Genomic DNA, 22,468 nt, shown 5'->3' with positions numbered 1-22,468 from the left:
TGCGGCGCCAATTAGGCCCCGCTCGCATGCCTTTCAATACCTCGGTCAAGCCCAAGGGCCTGTGCGTGCCTGCCGTGACGCCCGAGATCCGCGAGGCCCACCACTCAGTTTGCGAAGTTCTGCGATCCGTTTCTCGATGGGTGGATGGGTTGCGAACAGGCTGTCGATCGCCTGCATGTGCAACGGGTTGACGATGAACATATGCGCTGTAGCAGGGTTCCGTTCGGCGGCAATGTTGTCGATCCGGCCCGAAATTACTCCTAATCTGTTCAGCGCCGATGCCAGCCAATCCGGATTTCCGCAGATCGCGGCCCCCTCGGCATCCGCCTCGTATTCGCGCACCCGACTTATGGCCATTTGCACCATGGCCGCCGCCATCGGTGCCAGGATCATCATCGCAATTGTCCCAATCATGCCAAGGGGTCGGTCACGTCCGCCCCCGAAGAAAATGGCAAAGTTGGCAAGCATTGACACCGCGCCCACCAGCGTTGCCGTGATCGTCATGGTCAGCGTGTCGCGGTTCTTGATATGGGCAAGCTCATGGGCAACGACGCCCGCGACCTCCTCACGGTGCATGTTCCGCAACAGGCCGCGCGTCACCGCGACGGCCGCGTTGTCCGGGTTGCGCCCGGTCGCAAAGGCGTTGGGCTGCTCGGTCTCGATGATGTAGAGCGCGGGCATGGGCATCGCGGCGCGCCGCGCCATGCTGGATGTCATCTCCCAAAGCTCTGGTGCCGACCTTTGATCCACTGGCCGTGCGCCATGCATGCGCAGCACGGCCTTGTCCGAATTCCAATAGGCGAAGAAGTTCATGCCGAAGGCGATCGCAAGCGCGATAAGCAGCCCGGCCTCGCCGCCCAGCATGAGCCCGACAACCCCCACGAAGGCGGTCATTGCAGCCATGAGCATGAAGGTGCGCAGCATCTGGTTATTCCTCCGGGCGGTGATGTGGCGCATGTAGGAATGGAGCAACGCGGCGACAATGGTTGGTGAAATCGGAACAGATCGAGCCGGGGCCCACTAGGCCAACGCAGCACCTGTAGGGCGGAGCAGGCCCTGACACGCGCCTTGGTGAAGGCCGGCGCCGGCTAACGGTGAAAAATTGGGCACTTCACTCTTGAAAACTCGTATTGCGTTCCCCTTATCGAAATTGAGACGCCCAGATGGGGTTTCACGGATACGCAATAAGGTTCGGCTCTGAAAGCGGACCACCGGCCACTCGCCAATACGGGAGCGGATCGGCAACGCGAACGAAATCGAACGCCGCTTTTTCGGCGAACCTTACATGCTGTCCCGCCGTCTTGGCGCCTCGGACTGACGCGGCTTTTGTCGCGCAGATGCAATGGCAACCAAGGAGGTGAGACATGTTCTATCCCACATATGCACGCCGCAGCGATCCCTTCGCGCTCATGCGTTCGATGCTGCGCGATGTCGACCGGGTGACACCGACCCGGACGGCCCAGCCCGTGTTTCCGGCCGTTAATGTCTGGCAGGGCGACGAAGCCGTCGCGGTCACGGCCGAACTTCCCGGCATCGACCCGTCCGACATCGACATTTCCGTAAAGGACAACGTCCTGACGATCTCTGGCGAACGCAAGGCGCCGGAGGTGCCGGAAGGCGCGCGCTGGCACCGCAATGAACGCAGCTACGGCCGGTTCTCCCGCGCGGTGCGGCTGCCCTATGCGGCGTCCGATGACAGCGTCGAGGCCCGGATGACCAATGGTGTTTTGCGGATCGTCATCGGCCGTCCCGAGGAGGACAAGCCGAAGAAGATCGAGATCAAGGCCGCGTGAAGGAGGACCAACCAATGACCAACGTCGTGACCCAGACCGCTGAAAAGACGGCAACCGAGACCCCGGAGACCACCACCGGCGGGCGCATCTACCGGCCTCTGTCGGATATCGTGGAAACAGATGAAGGCGTGACGCTGATGCTCGAGATGCCCGGCGTTGCCGCCGAGGATGTAGACGTGACGGTCTTGTCAGATTAACATTGCTTGAGCGGGGGAGGGCGGTTGCGTAGCTTTTGCCCATGACCAGACCTGCCTCCTTCAAGTATTTCAAGACCAGCCCCGAGATCATCCGCCTTGCGGTGATGCTGTATATTCGGTTTCCACTCTCGCTTCGGAATGTCGAAGATCTGCTGCACGAACGCGGGATCGACGTTTCCCACGAAACCGTCCGATATTGGTGGAACAGGTTCGGTCCGATGTTTGCTTCTGAGATCAGACGAAAGCGAGTTCAGCAACTGCGCGCATTCTCGAAATGGAAGTGGCACGTGGACGAGGTTTTTGTGAAGGTGAATGGCAAGAGGCACTACCTCTGGCGGGCTGTAGATCATGATGGCGAAGTGCTGGAAGCAGTTGTAACGAAGCGCCGTAACAAAGCTGCAGCACTGAAATTTCTCAAGAAATTGATGAAGCGGCACGGCTGCGCCGAAGAGATCGTCACAGATCGCTTCGCTTCCTACAAGGCTGCCCTTAGAGATTTGGGTGCTCTCAAAAAACAACAGACGGGCAGGTGGCTAAACAACCGCGTCGAGAATTCACACCTCCCGTTTCGAAGACGCGAACGCGCCATGCAACGTTTCAGGCGCATGCGAAGTTTGCAGAAGTTCGCCTCCGTCCACTCCTCTGTCTACAACCACTTCAACCAGGAAAGATCGCTAACCAGCCGAGACTCCTTCAAGCAGACACGCACCGCCGCTCTTAGCGAGTGGCGTCAACTTTGTTCCGGATAGGTTCGCGGTTTTCGCGGCAAACTGAGACTGGTTCGAATTCGTCTGACAGCACCCATGCGAAGTCTACAGAAATTCGCCGCCGTTCACTCTTCCGTCTCAAACCATTTCAACCAGGAGCGCCACCTCTACACCCGCGAAAACTTCAAGCTGATCCGCAACGCCGCTATCGCCGAGTGGCGTCAGCTCTGTTCCGCCTAAGTTCCCGCGGTTATTGGGAAACTGAGACTGGTTAGAATCTGTCTGACACCACCCTTTGAACCGTTTGCGCAACTTTGTCGTCGGTCGAGCGGAAGAATCTCTGGCAAGAAGCAATAACGTAAGTTGATTTGCTTGGACAATACTACGCTCGCTTGCGCACTAACTCAGCCTCTGGTGCAGGTAGATAGTCGCTGGTGAAACCGCCGCCCGAAGCAGACAATCGTGCGCTCCTCAACGAATAGCAAAGACAGCTTATAACCGGACACGTCGCACGGTCGATGCGAATGACGGGCTGCCTCAACCATTGGCAGGCGGCCACATAGCCCAGAGTCGCCTAGACGTGGTGCCTTCAGGTCAATCTCTCGGATCCCGCTTAGGTGTCAGCGATCAGTCGTAGGGTGCGATTTTCGTTGCGACCAGTGTATATCCGACCTCGGCTAGTTCTGTAGATGTCGAAGCCGTTCCAAGCTTGCCGGTCACTTTCACGGCCTCAAACAACCCTTCCAACTCGTATGGTCGCATAGTCGTGACCAGAACGAGCTGATTGGCCGGAGGCGGCGGTACGTGCACGCAAGCGCCAACATATGGAACGAGAATGAATGTCGTGACACCTGTTCCGTCATATTCGACCGGCACAACGAAACCCGGCAACCGAACAGTTTTGCCATTCCAGTCCGTTCGGACGCCAGAAGAAATCGGCTGTTGGCTGACAAGCGAGGATTCGTCATGTTCCACAATCCCGCGCAGCGAATTCGGAATCGTCTTGGTTCCGGGGGGCAAAAGATCATCCCAATCAAGGTCGACCGTATCGGCAGCCACGGCTGCAAATGGCACGGACGAAAGTGCGGCTACTCCTGCTAGGACGCCTCTGCGTGTCAATCGATGCTTCACCATTCGACTTGCTCCAAAATACGTTTGCTTGCTGTTTCTGTTGAGCCTGATACACAAGCTCTCCGATCCATGGTCGGTCCTCTCATGACTTAACCATCATACCGTCCGCTAGTGACAGACGGTAGGCCCGGTATGCTGGAACGAGGCTCACAATTGCGCCAGCAGCGATGACCGCGAGGACGACGCCGATCTCGCGCCACTTGGGGGGCTCTATCGGCAACCAGATGCCGTAAGCACTGTCGAGCACGGGTTGGGCGGCCAAAAGACCAACGTAGAGGAAGCAGAAACCCAGAAGCGCGCCAACCGCGGCTGTCAGCATGGCTTCCAACACAAGCATCCCGAGGATGTTCGATGGTCGTGCCCCCACGGCGCGAAAGATCGCCATTTCGCGGCGACGTTCATTCAAGCTGGAGAAGATGGTGGCCATCATTCCGATCAGGGCGGTGACAACGACCATCGCCGAAACCGCGAGCAAAGCCGTTTCCGCGATGCCGACGATGCCCCAAAGTTCTTGCAACGCAACACCGGGTAGGATCGCCAGCAACGGCTCCTCGGTATAGTCATTGACCGCCCGCTGAAGCGTAAAAGTTTGCAGGGGGCTCTTCACTCCGATCAACGCCGCCGTTACGGCCTTTGGCGTCAGATCCATCTGACGGATCATATCGACAGGGGTTGTTTTACCGGGAACCTTTGCGCCGCTTTTCCAGTCCACGTGGATTGCCTCGATAGCTTCCATGCTGACGATAACCGTCCGATCAACCGGGGTGCCCGTCTTCTTCAATATTCCCGAGACCCGGAATGGCTGGTCTTTATGTTCCGTAAAGGACGCAAGTCCATGTGCGACAACGATCGGGTCCCCGACAGAGTATTCTAGCGTGTCCGCGACGTCGGAGCCGATTACGGCATCGAACAGGTCGTCCATGAGGGCGCCTTCTGCGGTCTCAAGGCTCCGATCCTGCCGATACTGGTAGTACTCGAAGAACGCCGTTGACGTTCCCATCACGCGAAACTGGCGGTGGCTGTCACCAAGAGAGATCGGGACGATCCACTCGATCTCGGGACGCTGCGCGATCTCCTGGTAGCTCTCCCAAGTGACGTTGTTGGTGGCATTGCCAATGCGAAAAACCGAATAGAGTAGCAGTTGCACCGAGCCAGAACGCGCGCCGACGATGAGATCAGTTCCTGAAATCGTGTCCGAGAAGCTGGTCTTTGCTCCTGTGCGGATCTTCTCGACACCTAGGAACAAGGTGACCGAGAGTGCGATTGCCAGAATAGTCATGCCGACAGTCAGCGCACGTGCCGAAAGCGAGGCAATGGCCAGACGGATGATCATGCCGCGCGACCTTCGATCATGGCGATGTCCGACAGCTCAACGACACGGTCAAAGCGATCGCCGAGCCTCGGGTCATGGCTAACCATCAACAACGACGCGCCGATCTCCCCGAGTTGACCGAACATCAGGTCCAGAAAGGCGTTTTGGCTGCCGGCATCCAGTGACGAAGTCGGCTCATCCGCGATCATGAGCGGTGGCTGACCGATCAATGCTCGGGCCACGGCCACACGTTGCTGTTGCCCGACGCTCAGCGATGCTGCGCGTTGACCCAGTAGGTCGTCGGGCAAGCCAAGTGATCGACAGAGCCGAGTCGCTTCTTCGAAGGGCATCTTGGTACGCGATCTTCGGTTGGGAGCGAAACGAAGCGGCAGCAATATGTTGTCAGAAACCGTCGCAAATGGCAGCAAATTGAACTGTTGGAAGATCACGCCGATCTGTTCTGCGCGCAGCCGGTCCCGCCCGGCACCGGACAGCGCGGCTAAGTCCGTGCCCGAAACAGCTATGGTTCCGGTACCCGTTTGAAGAGTGCCGCAGATCAACGACAACAAGGTGGATTTTCCCGATCCGCTCTCGCCAAGGAGAAGAACGGTTTCACCTCGCTGAAGGCAAAACGCCGGAACGTTGAGCGCGAAGGACGTCCGACCCGGCCATTGGAATCGGACGCCGCTCATGTTCAGAATTGGATCGTCTCTGCGCAAATTCATAACATGCCGCGTAGATCCAGCACAGGTTCGTCTCTCTCGACTTCAAATGCCTGCGCCCCGGCGGATGTAACAATCTGCACTTCCAGCTCACGTGCATTATCGAACGTCTCGAAATAGGCGAACGTGATCTCGTCGATGGCCGATGGGTTCGCGCAGCTCAGGACATATTCCGCATGGAACTCCGTGTGGCCTGCCTCGTCTGCATGCTCATCGTGATGTTCGCCCTCAGCATGCTCTTCATGTTTTTCATCCTCATGCCCGCCTTCAGCGTGGTCGTCATGTTCTTCGTGCTTGTCACCCTCGGAATGCTCCTCGTGGTCCTCTTCGCTTTCAAGTTCGGCACTGGCCTGGGTCACGGTACATTCCGCGCTTCCCGGAAAAACGAAAAGATCCTGTGGTTTGGCAAGCGTCGCGACAGCGGCATCAATTGCCGCCCGATCTTCAGCGCTTTTCGCTTCGTACTCGAACCCGACGATGTCGGCCCCGGGCGCGTGTAGTTCCATCGCAACAGTTGTTCCCTCTATTGCGATGCTCAACTCACCCACCCCATGCTCATGAGCGTCGAGTTGGCGGGAGTCTTCGGCGAAGGCGGGGTGTGCAATAGCTACGGCGACTGCAAATGAGAGGGTGCGTTTCATATCGTTTCCTTTGGATTGAATGCTTTTAAGTCAGGCGGCGCAGACGTGACAGTGCCCGTGAACTTCGACAATGTGTCGCTTCGGCCTAAACGCACTGGGTATGACGAGCGCGTCAATCGATTGCATGAGCCCACTTCCGTCATGTTCCTCGACGGACCCGCAAACGTCACAAATCGCCAGGACAGGGATGCTTTCGGCATGGTCACAGCGGCAGGGCACGAAAGCCTTGATCGACTCGAGCCGATGTGCACGTCCCTGATCGGTCAGTGCCGTCAAAGTGCGATAAACAGTTGGCGGGGCGATATCTGGCTCATCGCTCTGAAGTTGTTGTAGAATTTGATATGCCGTCATGGGCCGGTCACAAGATCGAAGCACTTTGAGGATGTCGGACTGTCGCTTGGAGGCTTGTTTTCGCATCTGGAACGCTCCTTTGGGTGTAGATTTGTTATTGTATAAAATAACAAATGACAAGACGCTGAACCGACGGTCTTGTCAGAAGAACTAAGGTTGAGCGGGGCAGGGTGGTTGCGTAGCTTTTGCCCATGACCAGACCTGCCTCCTTCAAAAACTTCAAAACTAGCCCTGAGATCATCCGCCTTGCGGTGAAGCTGTGCATCCGATTTCCGCTCTCGCTTTGGAATGTCGAAGATTTGCTGCACGAGCGCGGGATCGATGTCAGCCATGAAACCGTCCGCTATTGGTGGAACAGGTTTGGCCCGATGTTCGCATCAGAGATCCGAAGAAAGCGCGTCCAGCGGCTGCGCGCATTCTCGAAATAGAAGTGGCAAGTGGATGAGGTTTTCGTGAAGGTGAATGGAAAGCGGCACTATCTCTGGCGTGCCGTAGATCACGAAGGTGAGGTGCTGGAAGCGGTTTTCACCAAACGTCGAAATAAAGCTGCAGCACTGAAATTCCTCAAGAAATTGAAGAAGCGCCATGTATGCGCAGAAGAAATCTTCACGGACCGCTTCGCTTCTTACATGGCAGTTCTCAGAAAATTGAGCGCACTCGACAAACAAATGACGGGCAGGTTGCTCAACAACGGCGTTGAGAATTCGCACCTGCCGTTCCGACGAAGAGAACGCGCTATGCAGCGTTTCAGGCGTATGCGAAGTTTGCAGAAATTCGCCTCCGTCCACTCTTCCGTCTACAACCATTTCAATCAGGAGAGATCGCTCGCCAGCCGACGCAAATCTTCAAAGTTGATGTCATTGCCCTGGGTGGCTCTTGCCGCGGATGGGTTGCGCCAGAGTTGAAGGCCGGAGTTCAGCATAACAGAAACCGTTGTTCGCAAGATTTTGGATTCTTTGGCTGCAAGATTCAGAAACTCATCTGCAGCTCTCGAATATCCAACTTCTTCAGCCGTTTTCTCGTAGTCCTTTTGCTTGGTCGTTTTGATCAGGCGTAGGACTTCGGAAATATATGGCCGCATTCTTTTGATCGCCATCATCGCCATTGCAAAGAACATGCTTTCGACACCACTCATAAAGTCCTGAGCGGACGAGCTGGGCGTGTCGAACATCTGGGTTGCAACCTGAATTACTTCTTCCCATCGCCGGTCCAGATTGTCGGCACGCGGCGCAGTGGGTTGCGATCTCTTCTGTGTCGCCGCGTCGCTGCAATGCAGCTTCACCGAACTGGCCGTTGGCGCGCGATGCAGCGTGATGGGCTAGGCGAACGACCAAGTCGCGGACCTTGCTGGCGTACGGCTTATCGAATGGGACCGCAGCCGGGACAGCCCGTGGTCTTGTCTGGACATTAAGGTCCGATCTTCTGATCGGCACCTGGCATGCGGACTTCATCAAGGCCAGCGGTCACATGCACCGCGTCAACAGGCCGGACAATTGACCGCAACCTGCTTCGATACCCGTCGCTCAAGAAATCTCTTGCAAAAAAAGAGCCGTCCTCAAATGACAAGGCCGTCTCTAGCTAGCCTTCTTTAATTGTGCCAGGTCAGTTGCATTACTCTGCCGTGTCCGCCTTGTATGGCGAGACGGCCACTGCATGCATGCCGTAGCTGACCTGAACCTTGGCTTCTCCGTCCACGTAACGCACATCTTGCAATGTGGCTTGCGCTTTAAGGTCGCCCTCGATCCAGATTGGGTCGTACAGACCGAAGATCTCAACCCCCTCTGGATACATTACGTGAACAACCTGGTTCGGCGGTGGAGGCGGAGTGTGAATACAGGCTCCAACCGTTGGAACAAGCAAAAATTCCACAGCTTTTCGGTCTCTGACTTCGAGTGGCAGCAAATAGCCAGGAATGCGAACGCGTGTATCGACCAAATCCTCATTGACACCAGTAGCGACCGACTCTCGAATCTCCATTATTTCGAGGCGTTTTGCAAACAGCCACTCAACATCGAGTCCTGCGTCCTCCAAATCCGATTGTAAAGCTGCGGCCTCATTGTAAAGCGCCGCTTCACCATTGCTTATCTGCATACGCAGCCGGAGCAACTCACGCAATCCGCTCATATGATCCGAGCTAATGCCTTCAAACGGGTTGGTGTACGCAACAGCCGGTGGAGACAAGTCATTCCAGTAGACTATGCGGGGCTCCGCCTGGACGAAACTACCCATTACCAGCAGGCCAGCAAATGCAGTGGACAAACGTAGAAGCATATAGCAATAACCTTTCTTATAGTCTTACTGACAGTCCATCGGCGAGCGTAATACGATAGACACGCCATGCGGGGATGAGGCTAGCCAGAAGACCGGCGAAAAATATCGCGAACACCAAACCTAATTGTTTGAGGTTTGGCAAACCAAAATCGATGCGGATACCAAAGCGCGAAGCCAGCATCGGTTCCGCGAACGCGAGCGCCCCAACACAAAGCGCAAAGCCAAAAATGATGCCGGCGCATGTAACCATAGTGGCTTCTACCACGATCAATCCGAAAATATCCACAGGCGTGGCGCCAACCGATCGCAAGATTGCAAACTCGCGTCGTCGTGTGTCAAGTGCGGCGGAAAGCATGGTAACCATGCAAAGAATACTGGCAACCGCGACGGCCCAAGCCATGACAAACATCGCCCTTTCAGCCGTACCGGTAATGGACCAGAGCTCCAAGAGCGCGACGTTCGGTAGTACCGCTGTAAGCGGCGCGACGGGGTATTCCATAATCGCGCGCTGCACACCCAATACAGCAGTCCTTTGAGACAAACCTACTAGAACAGCGTTAATCTGAGCAGGTTCATGAACATGTTCTGAGACGTGGCGGTGCTCCGCATTCTCATGCACATGTTTTTCGTCATGCGCGTGCTTATCTGCCTGATGACCAAGCTCACTAGCGTGCCCGAATTTTTGTTCACCCTCTTTGTCACCGATGGCCTTGTTATGGTGTTGATCACCGTGACCGTCCCGCATGATATGAATATTGTCATTATTTTCATGTAGATGATCATTATCTTGGTGCGCGTGGTCTTCCTCCGCGTGCGCGTCGGCATTCGTTTCATCGATTTCACCGCTACTGAACAGTTCTTCTGCTTCCATTGAAGCAAATGGATCAATTGGCTGCGTCTCAGGCGCGGCATGTAAGGCGTCGAAGCCCTCAAGTGATACGAATACCATGCGGTCGACCGCCGTTCCGGTGGCCGATAGAATACCGGTAATGATGAACGGCGCTTCGTCGTGGAGATCGAATGCAACGGATCCTGACCCGTGGGCATTTACGATCACGGTACCCGTCTCATAACCGAACCGGGCGGCGACTTCTGCCCCAACCACCGCACCGTCGGCTTCCGAAAATGGGACACCGTCGCGGAAGACCAGCGCCTCGCCCCCGCTATGCCGAAAGTGATCGAAGTACGACGCTTTGGTGCCGATCACCGGGTATCCGCGATGATTGTCGCCCATCGAGACCGGGACGGCCCAGTCAACACCCGGGAGTTCTTCGACCATCTCGAAACTATCCCAATCAAGCGCAGAACTTGTCGAGCCTAGCCCGAATATCGTTGCCATTAGAATTTGAACAGGATTGTCACGTGCAGCCACAATAAGATCGATCCCGGAAGCTGAATTGGCAAAGCTGGCACGAGCCTCGCCGCGGAGACGATCAACGCCGAGGATCAAGGCAACGCTCAGCGCCATCGACAGAACCGTAAGTAAGGCGACAAACCGTCGGTTCCAAAGGCTTTTCCACGCGAAGCTCAGCATGTCTTTTCCAAAGGCAGGTTGATTTCGGAAAAACTCACGGCGCGGTCGAAGTGGTTTTCAAGGCTGCGGTCGTGGCTGACGAACAGGAGCGCGCTTTCTGCTTGGCGACATTCGCGCTGCAACAATTCGACAAACGCGATCTTGGCATCTTCGTCCAAGGCCGAAGTGGGTTCGTCTGCCAGAATGAGAGATGGTTTGCCGATGAGCGCCCGCGCTGCGGCCACTCTTTGTTGTTGGCCGACACTTAGGCTCCCTGCCTGAGCGCCGGCGACAGCCGGATCTGCCAACCCCAATTCCGTGAGCAGGTCTTGCGCAGCCGTCGAGGGATCTGGTGCCGCCCGCCGAGCCCGGTTTGCCGAGTATCGGCAGGGCAGAACCACATTTTCGAGTGCCGAGAGCCACGGCACAAGATTGAAGACCTGAAAAATCATGCCCAGGTGCTCTCCTCGGAACCTGTCGCGGGCGCCACCTCGCATTGCGCCAACGTCCTTCCCGGCAACGACGATTGCGCCGGGTGCTATGTTAACGGTGCCAGCAATGGCAGCCAGCAATGTGGATTTGCCGCAACCACTTGGCCCATACAGAAAAAGGCTTTCGCCCTTTTGCAGCGCAAGCGATTTGATGTGCAAGATGTCGTGGCCTGCGCCAGGCCAGGCAAAATTCAGGTCATTGAGACGAAGGGCGGCAGACATGCATACTAGTCCTAAGCTCAAAAGTCATACGATGGGCATCATCTGTAGAAAGAGATTGGCAGAGAAAGTCCGGCCCACCCGTCTCAAGGCAGGCGGGCCGGATGTTGATAAAGACTGATCAGCGCGACGGATTTTCTGCAGTGCCGCAGATTTCGCCGTTTGTGCCGCCACCGCCGCAATACGTCACGTCCTGGATCTGGATAACAAGGTTGTCGGGATCCGTACAATAAATCTCGTAAGATCCACCCGGAGCGCCGCCGCGGTCTGGCCGACGCGACGTGTGATAGTGCTGTAACGGACCACTGGCGCGGAAAACATCGCCAAGATCTTCCAACCCGTATTCCGATAGCTTGGCGCGAACGAGATTGAAGTCGTAATCCTCGATGGAGTAACAGGTGTGATCCATTTGCGGATCCATCCCTTGGAAATTGGTATCATTGCTGAAATCGAATAGCACGATCGTACTGTAACCTGAGACCGTGTAGACTGGTGTGGTGTCGCCTTGATATGCGCGGATCGGCATGTCGAAGAGCGTCTGGTAAAACTCCTTGCCTTTGTCCGTATCTGTAATGCCGAGCGTAGCGTGGTTGATTTCCACGGTCTTGAACTGGCTTTCGACAGGGTAGCTTAGCCGGCATTCCGTGCCCAGCGGGCCACCACCACCGCAATTCAGTTTGTGCGTCAGCGAGTATTTCAGCCCAAACGGATCGACGATCATCAGCACCGGCGTGCCGCCCTCTGCGCCGCCGCTTTCAGGGCCGCGCATGGTCAGCGAAAACTCACCCGGGCCGGGGTCGTCAGACTGCTCCATACCGTGCTGCTTCAGAATCTCTGCAAAGCCTTCCGGATCGCCAGGTACAAGCGGATCGACGGGATCGAGCGCAAGCCCGACTTCGCCCCAGCGAGGCGAGTCTGTCGCTTCCTTCATGATCGTCAGATAAGCGGGGCCATCGCCCACGCGCAGGTTCACGCGATCCTCGAAGTCGCCGACGATCGGCATGCCGAACAGCCCTTGATACCATTCAACCGACCGCATTGGGTCCGAGGCATGGATCACGGTGTGGTTGATCGCACCTAGGTTAACCGGTGCCGGTTTGCCCTGTGCAATCGCTCGCGGCGCTACACCGACAGCCGCAAGCGCGCCGAGGAACGCACGACGTGACATATCGTTGTAAAACAATTGAGAAATGTCAGATTTGTTCATTAGCTTTCCTCATTTACTTAGTTTGTGAATGTCCGTGTTTGCACTGCCGCAGAACCCGTTTTGGATTTGATTTTTACGTTTTTGCAAATCAAGATAATGCGGTTGGCCTTTTGAGAACATGCAACGCTCAGATAGGTAATCCTCCACGAGGATTGTTAATGCGCGGGTAACTGCCAAGCTTGCACAAGTTCTTTTTTTCTCGCCGTCCACTTCTGGCAACCGTAATAGTGTCAACCGCACAGCGCTTGTCAGCAATTATCGAGGTGCATTTTGTTAACTCGCCCTATTTGAAGAAGGCTAATGTTCACGCGCACAGCGTTGGTTGCGTTTCAATCCTGCACCAATCACGGGCGGAGGGGGAGAAATGCAGATGCCGGCATGCAGTCAAGCCTGAGCCTTGGCGGCGTTTACCATGCCACACACGGTGTGTGGATTGTCGCTCCGAAGTTTATGGGCACTGTCTAATTCACCGTGCGAAAAACCGGTCGCAAGGACAATGGACCGTGACAGGCTCCTTTACCCCGGGTCCGCGATACTCTGCGTTGCATTTGTTAGGTCTTTGAAGATGTTACCCAAAACGCCCGGGTCAGTAGGCGCCGTGTGCAGCGAGTCTCCTTTCAGCATTTCCCCACCGATTATTTGGACCACTTCCGGAGAATCCGCAAACTTTGTGTGATTGGTGCTGTTTGTGTCTTTGACCGTAGTAAGGTCGATGACCGTAACACCAAGCGCATCCAGTTGCGCGACATCGGCATCACCGACACGGTTCACACCGCGCGCCAGAAAACGCGACACATTGAGCGCCTTGTCATCTTCCGAGATCAAAACATAGAATTTGCGCTGGTTGGGATCAAAAACAGACATCTGCTCCGCAAAAACATCCACGTCGATATCCGCTGAGGCTAGGATGATGTTACGCAGTTTTCCGCTACTGTCGAAACGTCCCTGAAGCTGACCCTGTTTCATGGCTTCCACTGTGAGCAGGTTGCCCATCGAGTGAGCGACTAGATTGACAGTACGCGTATCGGTTTTGACCAACACGTCGGACGCCTCGATCAAAGCACTTCTCGCGGCAAGCGCACTGTTGATGTCGTAAACATAATCCGTGAGTTTGCCTGCCGAGGCCCATGTGAACAACACGGGGACACCGTCAAAGCCCGAGTCTTCAACGAACTGGCCAATCCGCAGAACGGCGTCAGTAAACGTCGTGTTATAGCCATGTACAAAGACGAGCACGGACCTCTCGGTATCCGCAGCGCGGAAAGCCTGATTCATGTCCGAGATGACCTCAGCTTCATTGGCAAAACGCACAGGATCGACCACCGTCATCTCTTTTTTCGGATCAGGCGGAAGTCTTCTTGGGCGTTCAATGTTTCCCGGCTGGTGATTGGGCGGCAACGTCACTGTCACCTTTGCAAATTCGAGAGTGCCGCTGCGGTTGCCCGAGAACAAAATTGCGTCATCGCTGGCGGGCGCACGCGTCGTCATTATGTAGATTTCATGACTTTTTGTGCCGGGCACCTGTTCCGCGGAAAGCTCTGGATTGTCGACGCCGATGAGGGCTTGTTCAGGCTTTGCACAGGCAGAAACCAAAAGACACACAACACCAAGCAACAAGATTCGGAGCGATTCAATTCTGTTGCCAAATTGATGTCTCACAAACGTCGTCCCCGTATTTTGGTATCGCTAGTAACTGTATAAGAATTCTTTATCCGCAATGAGAAGATTTTCAAGCGGTCCTGTCCTGCTCCGGGTTCGCGAATGGCTTTACTGCTGAAAATCTCTTCAAGTATGACAAGATGAGGTTAAGGTGCGGCATGCAAAAGTCTGAAATAGCGAATTTCCAACGTTACCGGTTGCTTGTTGCAAGTCTTCTTTTTTTTGCTCTGCTCGCACCCAAGTCGATTGCGCAAGCCATCACTGAAGAGGTTCAGTCGTATGTGTCGTTGCCGCCAGTGCTGACGCATTCGCCCTCTGATACGCTACATTCGCTAGACAATCTGCACGATGCACTGATCGAGGCCCATGCGCTGTACGAGGACGAAAAGTCTACCAGGAACTATGCCCGCATTATATTGATTGCCGACGCTTTGATCTCGCTGTTGGATATCGGTGATGAGAATTTGGCACTGCAGCGCGATATGAATATCAGGACGATCCTGGCGCTGATCGACATCATTGAAGATGTTGACCGTGATGCCTTTGTAAGCTTACCGGATCGCGCCACCGCTGCAGAAGATGGCCAAGACTACTACGCGGTTCCAGGCACGCCACTACAACTGCAAAGAATGCTCGAGGGGCCACGAGAAGGGGAATATCTTTTCTCGTCAAATTCGGCACGAATAGCCCCTCGGTATCTTCGCGAGATCGCGATGCAATCGCCCGAGCGTCTCGAAGATCTTTGGAGTACGCGCTTACTTCAGATCAGCGGACCGCTCATCCCAGCTTCTGTAACGAATGCTCTGCCCAACTTTTCACGGGACATTTACTGGGGAACACCCCTGTGGAAGATAGGCTTTTCCGCAATGTTTCTGATAGCTGCATTGCTGACGCTTTATGCCCTGAGGCGTGTCCTGCGCGCGCGTGTCAAATCAGGTCGGATGTTGCGCAGCCTGAGCAAGCTGTTGATGTCATCAACCGTCTTTCTGTTAATAGTCGGATTGAACCGCTTCTTCGACTACCAACTGTTCCTGACAGGTTCCTTCGCCAAGACCGAAACTTTTTTTGTAACGCTTGCGATATATGGCGCGCTCGCCTGGACGTTCTGGAATTTGATGGGCCTTATAGCCGACATAACAGCCCGGAAGCGGTCTGCGTCCGACAGCTACTATGATGAAAGTATGATGCGTCTTACGAACCACATTATCGCTTTGATCGGCGCGATCTGGATACTCGCGTACGGCGCGCAAACGCTTGGCTTCCCATTGCTTAGTATCTTGGCCGGTTTGGGTGTTGGCGGTCTCGCGGTCGCTTTGGCAATCCGTCCAACACTGGAGAATCTCATAAGCGGGTTTGTGCTGTATATTGAGAAATCTGTGCGGGTTGGTGACTATTGCTCTTTCTCGGGGCAGTCGGGCACAGTGGAACGGATCGGCATACGGTCGACGCATGTGCGCGCCCTTGATCGCACACTGATCGCGATACCCAATTCTAGGTTCGTCGATATGGAACTGGTGAATTGGGCGCAGTGTGACCAGATGCTGATACACACGGTGATTGGCCTGAGGTACGAAACCGATACCGAACAACTCCACTACGTATTGGCCGAAATACGACGCATGATGCTTGGACACCCGAGAATCAACAGTGATACGGCCCGCGTCCGCTTTGCCGGATATGGGGATTCTTCGCTGGACATCGATATCAGGATCTATGCGCTTACCCGTGAATGGAACGATTTTTATGCCATCCGGGAAGACGTGCTCTTTCGGGTCAAGCAAATCGTTGAGGGCTCCGGAACGGGTTTCGCGTTTCCCAGTCAGACAGTGTATCTGTCGAGGGACGACGGGTTGGATGTAGAAAAGTCTAAACACTCGATTGCCGAGGTCGGACATTGGAAACGCAAGCGCGAATTTCCCTTCCCGAACTTCTCGACCGAAGAGCGCGAACGCCTTGATGGAAACTTGCGCTATCCGCCTTACGGATCACCAGAGTACAACGGACCTGATGAAGATAGAGTTGTTTTCGATGAGCCGTTGTCGGCACCGGACCCCGAGCCAAAGGACCAATCCGAAGTGGCCGATGTAGAGGACATCGACAGACAGGAAGCATCGCCGGAACGGGACAAGACTGTGTGATCTATAACGGATCAATCAAGCCCGCACGCTCTGAATTGAGAGGCCCAACACTTTTCTGTTTCGAACGCCGCGACACCCCGCCGGAATGCCGCTCTGATGGATTCGGTCGCAGCTGCGTCGTCAGCTACCGGCAAATTTCTTTGGTGCATTAACCTTAGTAACCCGCACCGAAAACCAATTTGGAGCTGCGCGGCGGTTAACAAATCGCACCTCGGAACTTGTAGCCAAACGACCAAGTCGCAAATATTGTAAATCTAAGGAATAAGTTAGGCGCAATTGGCGCCGCACCCGCTCGCTTCGAACCAATTGCAATAGGTGTGAATCCCATCTTTACCTTTCAAACCAGTGTACAATATCTTGCCGCATTGCTCAGCGCCGGGTCGCTGCTCTTCTGCGCTCAGACCGCGATGGCGCAATCGGCTAATCCATCGGGTAGTACAATACCGGACGGTTCGAGTGGCCCTGCACAGGACGAAGCGTCCGACCTTGCCAAACAGCTATCAAACCCTGTGGCTAGCCTGATCACTGTGCCCTTTCAGTTCAATTACGACACAAACATAGGCGAGACTGATGCCGATCGTTGGGTTCTGAATATTCAACCCGTCATACCTTTTGATCTGACCGAGAGTCTCAATCTGATTTCCCGGACAATCGTGCCTTTTATCGATCTTGATTCTCCAGTTTTTGGGGGCGACGACGTGTCGGGGCTGGGTGATATCGTTCAGTCCTTCTTTTTCTCTCCAAAGGCACCGACAGCCAACGGCTGGATCTGGGGGGCGGGACCAGTGTTTTTGTTACCTACCGGTAAAGATGAATTCACCTCCGACAACTGGGGGGTGGGACCTACTGCTGTAGCACTGAAGCAAGATAACGGATGGACTTACGGTGCCCTGATAAACCATATCTGGGGTGTTGATAACCCATCGGGCGGCCGGGACAAGACTAACGCGACATTTTTACAGCCATTTTTGAGTTACACGACTCCAGATGCATGGACCTATTCTGTCAATACGGAGTCCACTTACGACTGGAATGACGAGCAATGGACAATTCCTATCAACGCAAGCGTAAGTAAACTTGTTCACTTCGGTGATCAGCCTGTCAGCTTTCAATTTGGCGGGCGCTATTATGCGGATGCACCAAGTGGCGGACCAGATTGGGGTCTGCGCTTCAATATTACATTCCTTTTCCCGGAGTGAGCCAGATTAAAGCGCTGTTTAGGCTAAGCATGCATGTAGAGGCGGACGGTGTGTAAGAGTACGGCAATTGAACATTTTAGCTCAATGAGGGCCCAGAAATGAGAAAAACCGCAACGGCACTTTCGTTGATATTGACCGGTTTCGCGGCCACGGCAGCATATGCTGAGAACTTCGACCTTGTAATCGCGAACGGCCGGGTCATGGACCCTGAGACCGGTTTTGATCAGGTCGCCAACGTCGGGGTCAACAATGGCGTGATCACCGCCATCACGACCGATGCGATTGAAGGGGCGCGCACCATCGACGCGACCGGGCATGTCGTCGCCCCGGGCTTCATCGACGGGCATGTTCATGTGGTTGACTCGCCTTTTGGCCAGAAAGCCGCGTTGCGCGATGGCCTGACAACCGCGCTTGATCTCGAATCTGGCGCTTATCCGGTCGATCTGTGGTACGACAATCTCGACGGAACATCGCAGCTAAACTACGGTGCCACGGTTTCTGGCGCCGCAGCCCGCACCTTCACGTTTGATCCCTTATATGTCTCGGACAAGGGCAACATCATTCCGGATGTTTTTGCGGGCAAGGTCACCAGCTTTGACTGGAGCACACGCATCGTAACTGACGAAGAGCGCGCCAAGGTCTTCGATGTCGTGGAAGAAGGCCTCAAACGCGGCGCGCTCGGCATCGGAATGCCGGTGGGGTACATGATCAACGGCACGACCACAATCGACATGATCGGCATGCAGAAGCTTGCCGCCGAATACAATAGTTTCACCCATATCCATACCCGCTTTTCCAGTCAGGCCCCGCCTGCTTCGGCCATGCTCGGCTTCATGGAGATCATGGACCCGGCGTCGACCTACGGCGGCGGAACAATCATCGCCCATTTCACGGGCCAAGCTCTTGGCGTCACCGAACCGGCGATGGAGTACGTCGATGATGTGAACGATGCGGGCGCTGCTGTTCAGCTTGAAATGTATCCCTATAACTTCGGCTCCGCCGGCACCGGGATTTCCGCTGACTACTTACAGATCGATAACCTGACACGCAACATGGGTCGGACCTATGAGGACATCATCGACACGCAAACCGGCGAGACCCTGACCAAGGAAACCTATGAGAAGTATCTCAGGGAAGAGCCCCACCGCCCCGTCATGTTCTATCACGTAACGGAAGAGGACATGTACAAAGCCCTCTCCAACCCCGAAGTGATAATCGGATGCGACTGTTTTCCGGCCTCCGATCCTGAAACCGGCGCGCTGGTCACCGATTGGGATACGCCATGGGACAAGGCCAACACCCATCCGCGCGGTTCCGGCACGCGCGGGATCATGTTGCGACTTCAACGCGAAGGCAAGATCGACCTGACGCTGATGCAGGCGATCTCGAAAATGTCCTACCAATGGGCCGCGTTCCTTGAAGAGCACGGGGTGGAACAGATGGCCCGCAAAGGGCGGTTGCAGGTCGGCGCCGATGCGGACATCACCGTGTTCGACCCGGAGACAGTGACCGACAATTCCACACTAGAGCTTGGCAAGAATGCTCTGCCCACGACGGGCATTCCGTACGTGATCGTCAACGGCACCGTCGTTGTGGACGACTCGGTTGTGCAGCGCGTGTTCCCAGGCAAACCCATCCGCAACCCGATCATTGAATGAAACAAGAAACATAGCAGTCTGACAGAGTGCTGCGCCCCTGTACGTCTAAGGAGCTTTGACATGAAAAAAACCGCAACAGCTCTCACGCTGATCCTTACAGCTCTCTCAGCAACTGCGGCTCACGCGCAGGGCTTTGACATTGTTATCAACAACGGCCGCGTCATGGACCCGGAAACCGGGTTTGACCAGATCGCGAACGTGGGCATCAACAACGGCTTCGTCACAGAAATCAGCACGGACGATCTTGAAGGTGCGCGCGTGATTGACGCTACTGGCCACGTGGTGGCGCCCGGCTTCATCGATTATCACTCGCATGCGCAATCGGAATATGGCCATAAGCTTTACGCGCGGGATGGCGTGACCACACCTATGGACCTCGAAGTCGGCGCCTATCCAGTCGCAGATTTCTACGAGTTCTGGGAGGGTAAGGCGTTCCTCAACTACGGGACGAATGCCGCGCATGTTGGCGCCCGCGTCGCTGTGTTAGACGGACAGGAACCTGATGGCCGCTTCATCTACAGCCCCGCTGTCGGGGCTGCGATGAACGATGGCGCGCAGTTCAAGACCAAAACCTTCGATCCGATGGATGAGCCCGCGATCCTGTCAGCGGTCGAGGCGCAGCTGAAACAGGGCGCACTCGGTGTAGCCTATCCCATCGGCTATTATACTGTTGTGGGCAGCCCCGAGGTCATGGCCGTGACCGGACTGGCGGCGAAATACGACATGCCGATTACAACGCATGTGCGCTATCTGGCGCAGGTTCCGCCCAGCGGCTTTATGGGCATCACCGAGATGATGACCATCGCACGCGAGAACGACGTGTCGATGTTGATCCACCACATCCCCAGCAATTGCCTTGGCCTGACAAAGCAGTGCCTTGACCTGATCGACTCGGCGCGGGCCAACGGCATGAACGTGCGGGGCGAGTTCTACCCCTACCAGTATGCCGGCACTTATGTTGATGCGGACTACAACGCGCCCGGTTTCGAAGAGCGTATGGGCATTCAGGCCTCGGACTACAAACTTGCTGCGACCGGTGAAGCACTGACAAACGAGGAGTTCGATCGCCTTCGTACCGAAGCGCCGACCACCGATTTGCTGATGTACACCATGAAGCAGGAGTATATCGATGAGGCCTTTACGCGCCCCGGCGTCATCGTGGGATCGGATGGCATGCCGTGGATCATCACCGATGACGATGGCAACAAGCTCGGCTTCACCGCTACGTTCGACACGCCCTATGGAGCCGGTAACGGGCACGCCCGTGGCGCGGGCACGCACGCCCGCATCCTGCGCATGGCGCGTGAAAATGACAATGTGACGCTGATGCAGGCGATCTCCAAGATGACCTATGAGCCGGCCGAGTTTCTTGAGGATCATGTCCCAGCCATGCGCATTCGCGGGCGCCTGCAGGAAGGGTCGGCCGCCGATATCACGATCTTCGACCCCGAGAACGTGACCGATAATTCCACTCCGACAATTGGCGAAAACTCACTGCCTTCTACCGGCATCCCGTACGTGATCGTCAACGGTCAGGTCGTCGTGGATGACAGTGTGGTTCAGAACATTCCGGCGGGCGTTCCGATCCGCGGTTCCATTATCGAATAAACTGGACAAGAGGCGCGATGATGCAGAACCTATCAACATCTACCGAGAGGAAAATCAGATGCCCAAAAACTTGAGCTTTCTCGCCGTCGGCCTCGCCTTTGCCGCACATACGTCTGCCTTTGCACAGGATAACGCGCCCGACGGGCCGATTCTGTTCACCAACGTCGATGTCTTTGATGGTCAGACGCTTGAGTTGATGGAAGACATGAACGTCGTCGTGACGGATAATCTCATTACGCAGATCACCGAGGAAGATGTCTCGGTCGCCGGTGGACTAGTCATCGACGGCGAGGGTTACACGCTGATGCCGGGCATGTCGGACACGCATACTCACATCATGTTTGCCTCTCTGCCGCAGATGCAATTGATGTTGGGCGATCCCGGCTACAATTACATTTATGCTGCAGGCGACGCCGAAGAAATGCTGATGCGCGGCATAACCTCAATCCGCGAGATGGCTGGCGACAGCTTTGGTCTAAAGAGGGCGATCGACGAGGGCCGCATTGCCGGACCGCGCATCTACCCCTCTGGTGGCATTGTCAGCCAGACTGGCGGACACGGAGACTTCCGCTTGCCCAACCAACGAAATGTCCGTTTCGGGGGCAAGGTCGAGCCGCTCTATGAGCAAGGTCATGCCTATCTTGTAGATGGTGTTCCCGAGGTTTTGTCCGCTGCACGTGAAGCACTCCGCAAAGGCGCATCGCACGTGAAAGTCGCGGCCGGTGGCGGCTATTCATCGCCGGCGGACCCGCTTCTCGGTATCCAGTTCACCGAGGAAGAGATCGCTGCCGCGGTTTCTGCGGCGGAGAACTGGGGGAGCTATGTTACCATCCACGCCTACTTCCCTGAGGCGATCAATCAGGCCATTGATGCGGGGGTCAAGGATGTCGGTCATGGTCAGCTTCTCGACAAGGAAACCCTGCAGCGTATGGCGGATGAGGGGGTATTCCTCAGCACACAACCCTTCACCATTTGCTCGGAGCCGCAGTTGGACGATTTCTCGAACTCCAAGCTCGCCATTGTCTGCGAAGGCACGCCCAAGGTCTACGAATGGGCCAAAGAGATTCCTGATCTGAAGGTCACTTATGGCACCGACATGTTCTTTGTTCCGCCGGATGTCTTTGCCGAGCAAGTAAAGCAGATGGAACGTCTGCTACCATGGTACACGCCGGGTGAGATCGTGAGGATGGCAACAGGTAATGCCGGTGAGCTCTTTGCGATGAGCGGTCCGAACCAGAATCCCTATCAGGAGGGCCCGTTGGGTGTTGTTCAGGAAGGGGCATATGCTGATCTGTTGTTGGTGGATGGCAATCCCTTGGAAACACTGGATGCGGTAACGGACACGGACAATCTCAAGATTATCATGAAGGATGGCGTGATCTACAAGAACATATTGAACTGAGCTTTGGCTGAAAAGCCTTGAGCGATTTCTCTTGGGTCCGTGGAGCACTGGGGCTCTCGGCAAGCAGACTGTACGGGAAGTTGCCGGGCCAGATGGCACCTGAAGTGGCAGCTTCCTTATTGTACAAAGAGCATGCTGATTGAAAACGCCGAAAAAAACTAGGCTCGAAAGCAAGGACGAACCAAAATGAATATAGGAACGCTTAAAGCAAGATTTGTCGGTGTCGCGATAGCTGTCGCCGCAGGTGGC

General features: G+C 55.4%; 19 protein-coding genes and 2 pseudogenes. 9 read left to right on the top strand and 12 right to left on the bottom strand.

Translation table 11 applies throughout. The annotated features are described in order from the left end of the window. Positions 1-45: 45 nt before the first annotated feature. Positions 46-924, bottom strand: coding sequence for a zinc metalloprotease HtpX (htpX, locus tag AVO44_RS08485; RefSeq protein WP_068335412.1), 879 nt, complete (start codon positions 922-924; stop codon positions 46-48). Between the two features lie 440 nt (positions 925-1,364). Between htpX and AVO44_RS08480 the strand changes: the two genes are divergently transcribed. From AVO44_RS08480 to AVO44_RS08470, 3 genes are read left to right on the top strand one after another with little or no spacing between them, the layout of a single operon-like run. Next, the gene (locus tag AVO44_RS08480; protein WP_068335410.1) at positions 1,365-1,793 is read left to right on the top strand and encodes an Hsp20/alpha crystallin family protein; all 429 of its coding nucleotides are present in this window, start codon (positions 1,365-1,367) and stop codon (positions 1,791-1,793) included. Between the two features lie 14 nt (positions 1,794-1,807). Further along, positions 1,808-1,990 (top strand): Hsp20/alpha crystallin family protein, encoded by a 183-nt coding sequence (locus tag AVO44_RS08475; protein ID WP_233421956.1) that lies wholly within the window; start codon positions 1,808-1,810, stop codon positions 1,988-1,990. A gap of 41 nt (positions 1,991-2,031) precedes the next feature. Further along, positions 2,032-2,739, top strand: coding sequence for an IS6 family transposase (locus tag AVO44_RS08470; RefSeq protein ID WP_068335406.1), 708 nt, complete (start codon positions 2,032-2,034; stop codon positions 2,737-2,739). A gap of 585 nt (positions 2,740-3,324) precedes the next feature. On the opposite strand, the gene AVO44_RS08465 is transcribed toward AVO44_RS08470, so the two are convergent. The 5 genes from AVO44_RS08465 to AVO44_RS20670 all read right to left on the bottom strand — a co-directional run bounded on the left by AVO44_RS08465 (position 3,325) and on the right by AVO44_RS20670 (position 6,920). Continuing rightward, the gene (locus AVO44_RS08465) at positions 3,325-3,831 is read right to left on the bottom strand and encodes a DUF3299 domain-containing protein (protein ID WP_068335404.1); all 507 of its coding nucleotides are present in this window, start codon (positions 3,829-3,831) and stop codon (positions 3,325-3,327) included. A gap of 79 nt (positions 3,832-3,910) precedes the next feature. Continuing rightward, a complete protein-coding gene (locus AVO44_RS08460; protein WP_068335402.1) occupies positions 3,911-5,161 on the bottom strand; it encodes an ABC transporter permease in 1,251 nt (416 codons plus the stop codon). After that, complete coding sequence (locus tag AVO44_RS08455; RefSeq protein ID WP_068335400.1) at positions 5,158-5,865, bottom strand: ABC transporter ATP-binding protein; 708 nt, start codon at positions 5,863-5,865, stop codon at positions 5,158-5,160. The genes AVO44_RS08460 and AVO44_RS08455 overlap by 4 nt, the downstream gene beginning before the upstream one ends. After that, a complete protein-coding gene (gene zrgA / locus AVO44_RS08450; protein WP_068335399.1) occupies positions 5,862-6,503 on the bottom strand; it encodes a zinc uptake protein ZrgA in 642 nt (213 codons plus the stop codon). Before zrgA ends, AVO44_RS08455 begins: the two co-directional genes overlap by 4 nt. A gap of 30 nt (positions 6,504-6,533) precedes the next feature. Continuing rightward, positions 6,534-6,920, bottom strand: coding sequence for a Fur family transcriptional regulator (locus tag AVO44_RS20670; RefSeq protein ID WP_082677444.1), 387 nt, complete (start codon positions 6,918-6,920; stop codon positions 6,534-6,536). A gap of 125 nt (positions 6,921-7,045) precedes the next feature. On the opposite strand from AVO44_RS20670, the pseudogene AVO44_RS20665 reads away from it, so the two are divergent. Then, positions 7,046-7,759: pseudogene (locus AVO44_RS20665) on the top strand (IS6 family transposase). On the opposite strand, the gene AVO44_RS08435 reads toward AVO44_RS20665, so the two are convergent. From AVO44_RS08435 to AVO44_RS08410, 6 genes and pseudogenes are all read right to left on the bottom strand, one after another. Further along, complete coding sequence (locus AVO44_RS08435) at positions 7,666-8,025, bottom strand: type IV secretory system conjugative DNA transfer family protein (RefSeq protein ID WP_157769956.1); 360 nt, start codon at positions 8,023-8,025, stop codon at positions 7,666-7,668. The pseudogene AVO44_RS20665 and the gene AVO44_RS08435 sit on opposite strands and share 94 nt — an antisense overlap. Positions 8,026-8,465: 440 nt before the next feature. Beyond that, the gene (locus AVO44_RS08430) at positions 8,466-9,125 is read right to left on the bottom strand and encodes a DUF3299 domain-containing protein (RefSeq protein WP_082677443.1); all 660 of its coding nucleotides are present in this window, start codon (positions 9,123-9,125) and stop codon (positions 8,466-8,468) included. 16 nt (positions 9,126-9,141) lie between these two features. Continuing rightward, complete coding sequence (locus AVO44_RS08425) at positions 9,142-10,659, bottom strand: ABC transporter permease (protein ID WP_068335385.1); 1,518 nt, start codon at positions 10,657-10,659, stop codon at positions 9,142-9,144. Between the two features lie 145 nt (positions 10,660-10,804). Further along, positions 10,805-11,351, bottom strand: a pseudogene (locus AVO44_RS08420) (ABC transporter ATP-binding protein); the annotation flags it as partial. 118 nt (positions 11,352-11,469) lie between these two features. Next, positions 11,470-12,555, bottom strand: coding sequence for a VOC family protein (locus AVO44_RS08415; RefSeq protein ID WP_068335380.1), 1,086 nt, complete (start codon positions 12,553-12,555; stop codon positions 11,470-11,472). A gap of 516 nt (positions 12,556-13,071) precedes the next feature. Continuing rightward, a complete protein-coding gene (locus AVO44_RS08410) occupies positions 13,072-14,043 on the bottom strand; it encodes an alpha/beta hydrolase (RefSeq protein ID WP_157769955.1) in 972 nt (323 codons plus the stop codon). A 329-nt stretch (positions 14,044-14,372) separates the two neighbouring features. Between AVO44_RS08410 and AVO44_RS08405 the strand changes: the two genes are divergently transcribed. The 5 genes from AVO44_RS08405 to AVO44_RS08385 all read left to right on the top strand — a co-directional run bounded on the left by AVO44_RS08405 (position 14,373) and on the right by AVO44_RS08385 (position 22,219). Beyond that, positions 14,373-16,352 (top strand): mechanosensitive ion channel family protein, encoded by a 1,980-nt coding sequence (locus AVO44_RS08405; RefSeq protein WP_068335377.1) that lies wholly within the window; start codon positions 14,373-14,375, stop codon positions 16,350-16,352. Positions 16,353-16,669: 317 nt separating this feature from the next. Beyond that, positions 16,670-17,551, top strand: coding sequence for a transporter family protein (locus AVO44_RS08400; RefSeq protein ID WP_233421955.1), 882 nt, complete (start codon positions 16,670-16,672; stop codon positions 17,549-17,551). Between the two features lie 98 nt (positions 17,552-17,649). Then, positions 17,650-19,209: an amidohydrolase family protein gene (locus AVO44_RS08395; protein WP_068335376.1), complete on the top strand. Its 1,560-nt coding sequence runs from the start codon at positions 17,650-17,652 to the stop codon at positions 19,207-19,209. Positions 19,210-19,269: 60 nt separating this feature from the next. After that, on the top strand, positions 19,270-20,817 hold the full coding sequence (locus AVO44_RS08390; RefSeq protein WP_068335374.1) for an amidohydrolase family protein: 1,548 nt from the start codon (positions 19,270-19,272) through the stop codon (positions 20,815-20,817). 58 nt (positions 20,818-20,875) lie between these two features. Further along, positions 20,876-22,219, top strand: coding sequence for a metal-dependent hydrolase family protein (locus tag AVO44_RS08385; protein ID WP_068335372.1), 1,344 nt, complete (start codon positions 20,876-20,878; stop codon positions 22,217-22,219). The last annotated feature ends 249 nt before the right edge of the window (positions 22,220-22,468 follow it).

The sequence above is a fragment of the Ruegeria profundi genome (assembly GCF_001507545.1).
Lineage (GTDB): Bacteria > Pseudomonadota > Alphaproteobacteria > Rhodobacterales > Rhodobacteraceae > Ruegeria > Ruegeria profundi.
This window is presented reverse-complemented; position numbering and strand designations above follow the sequence as displayed.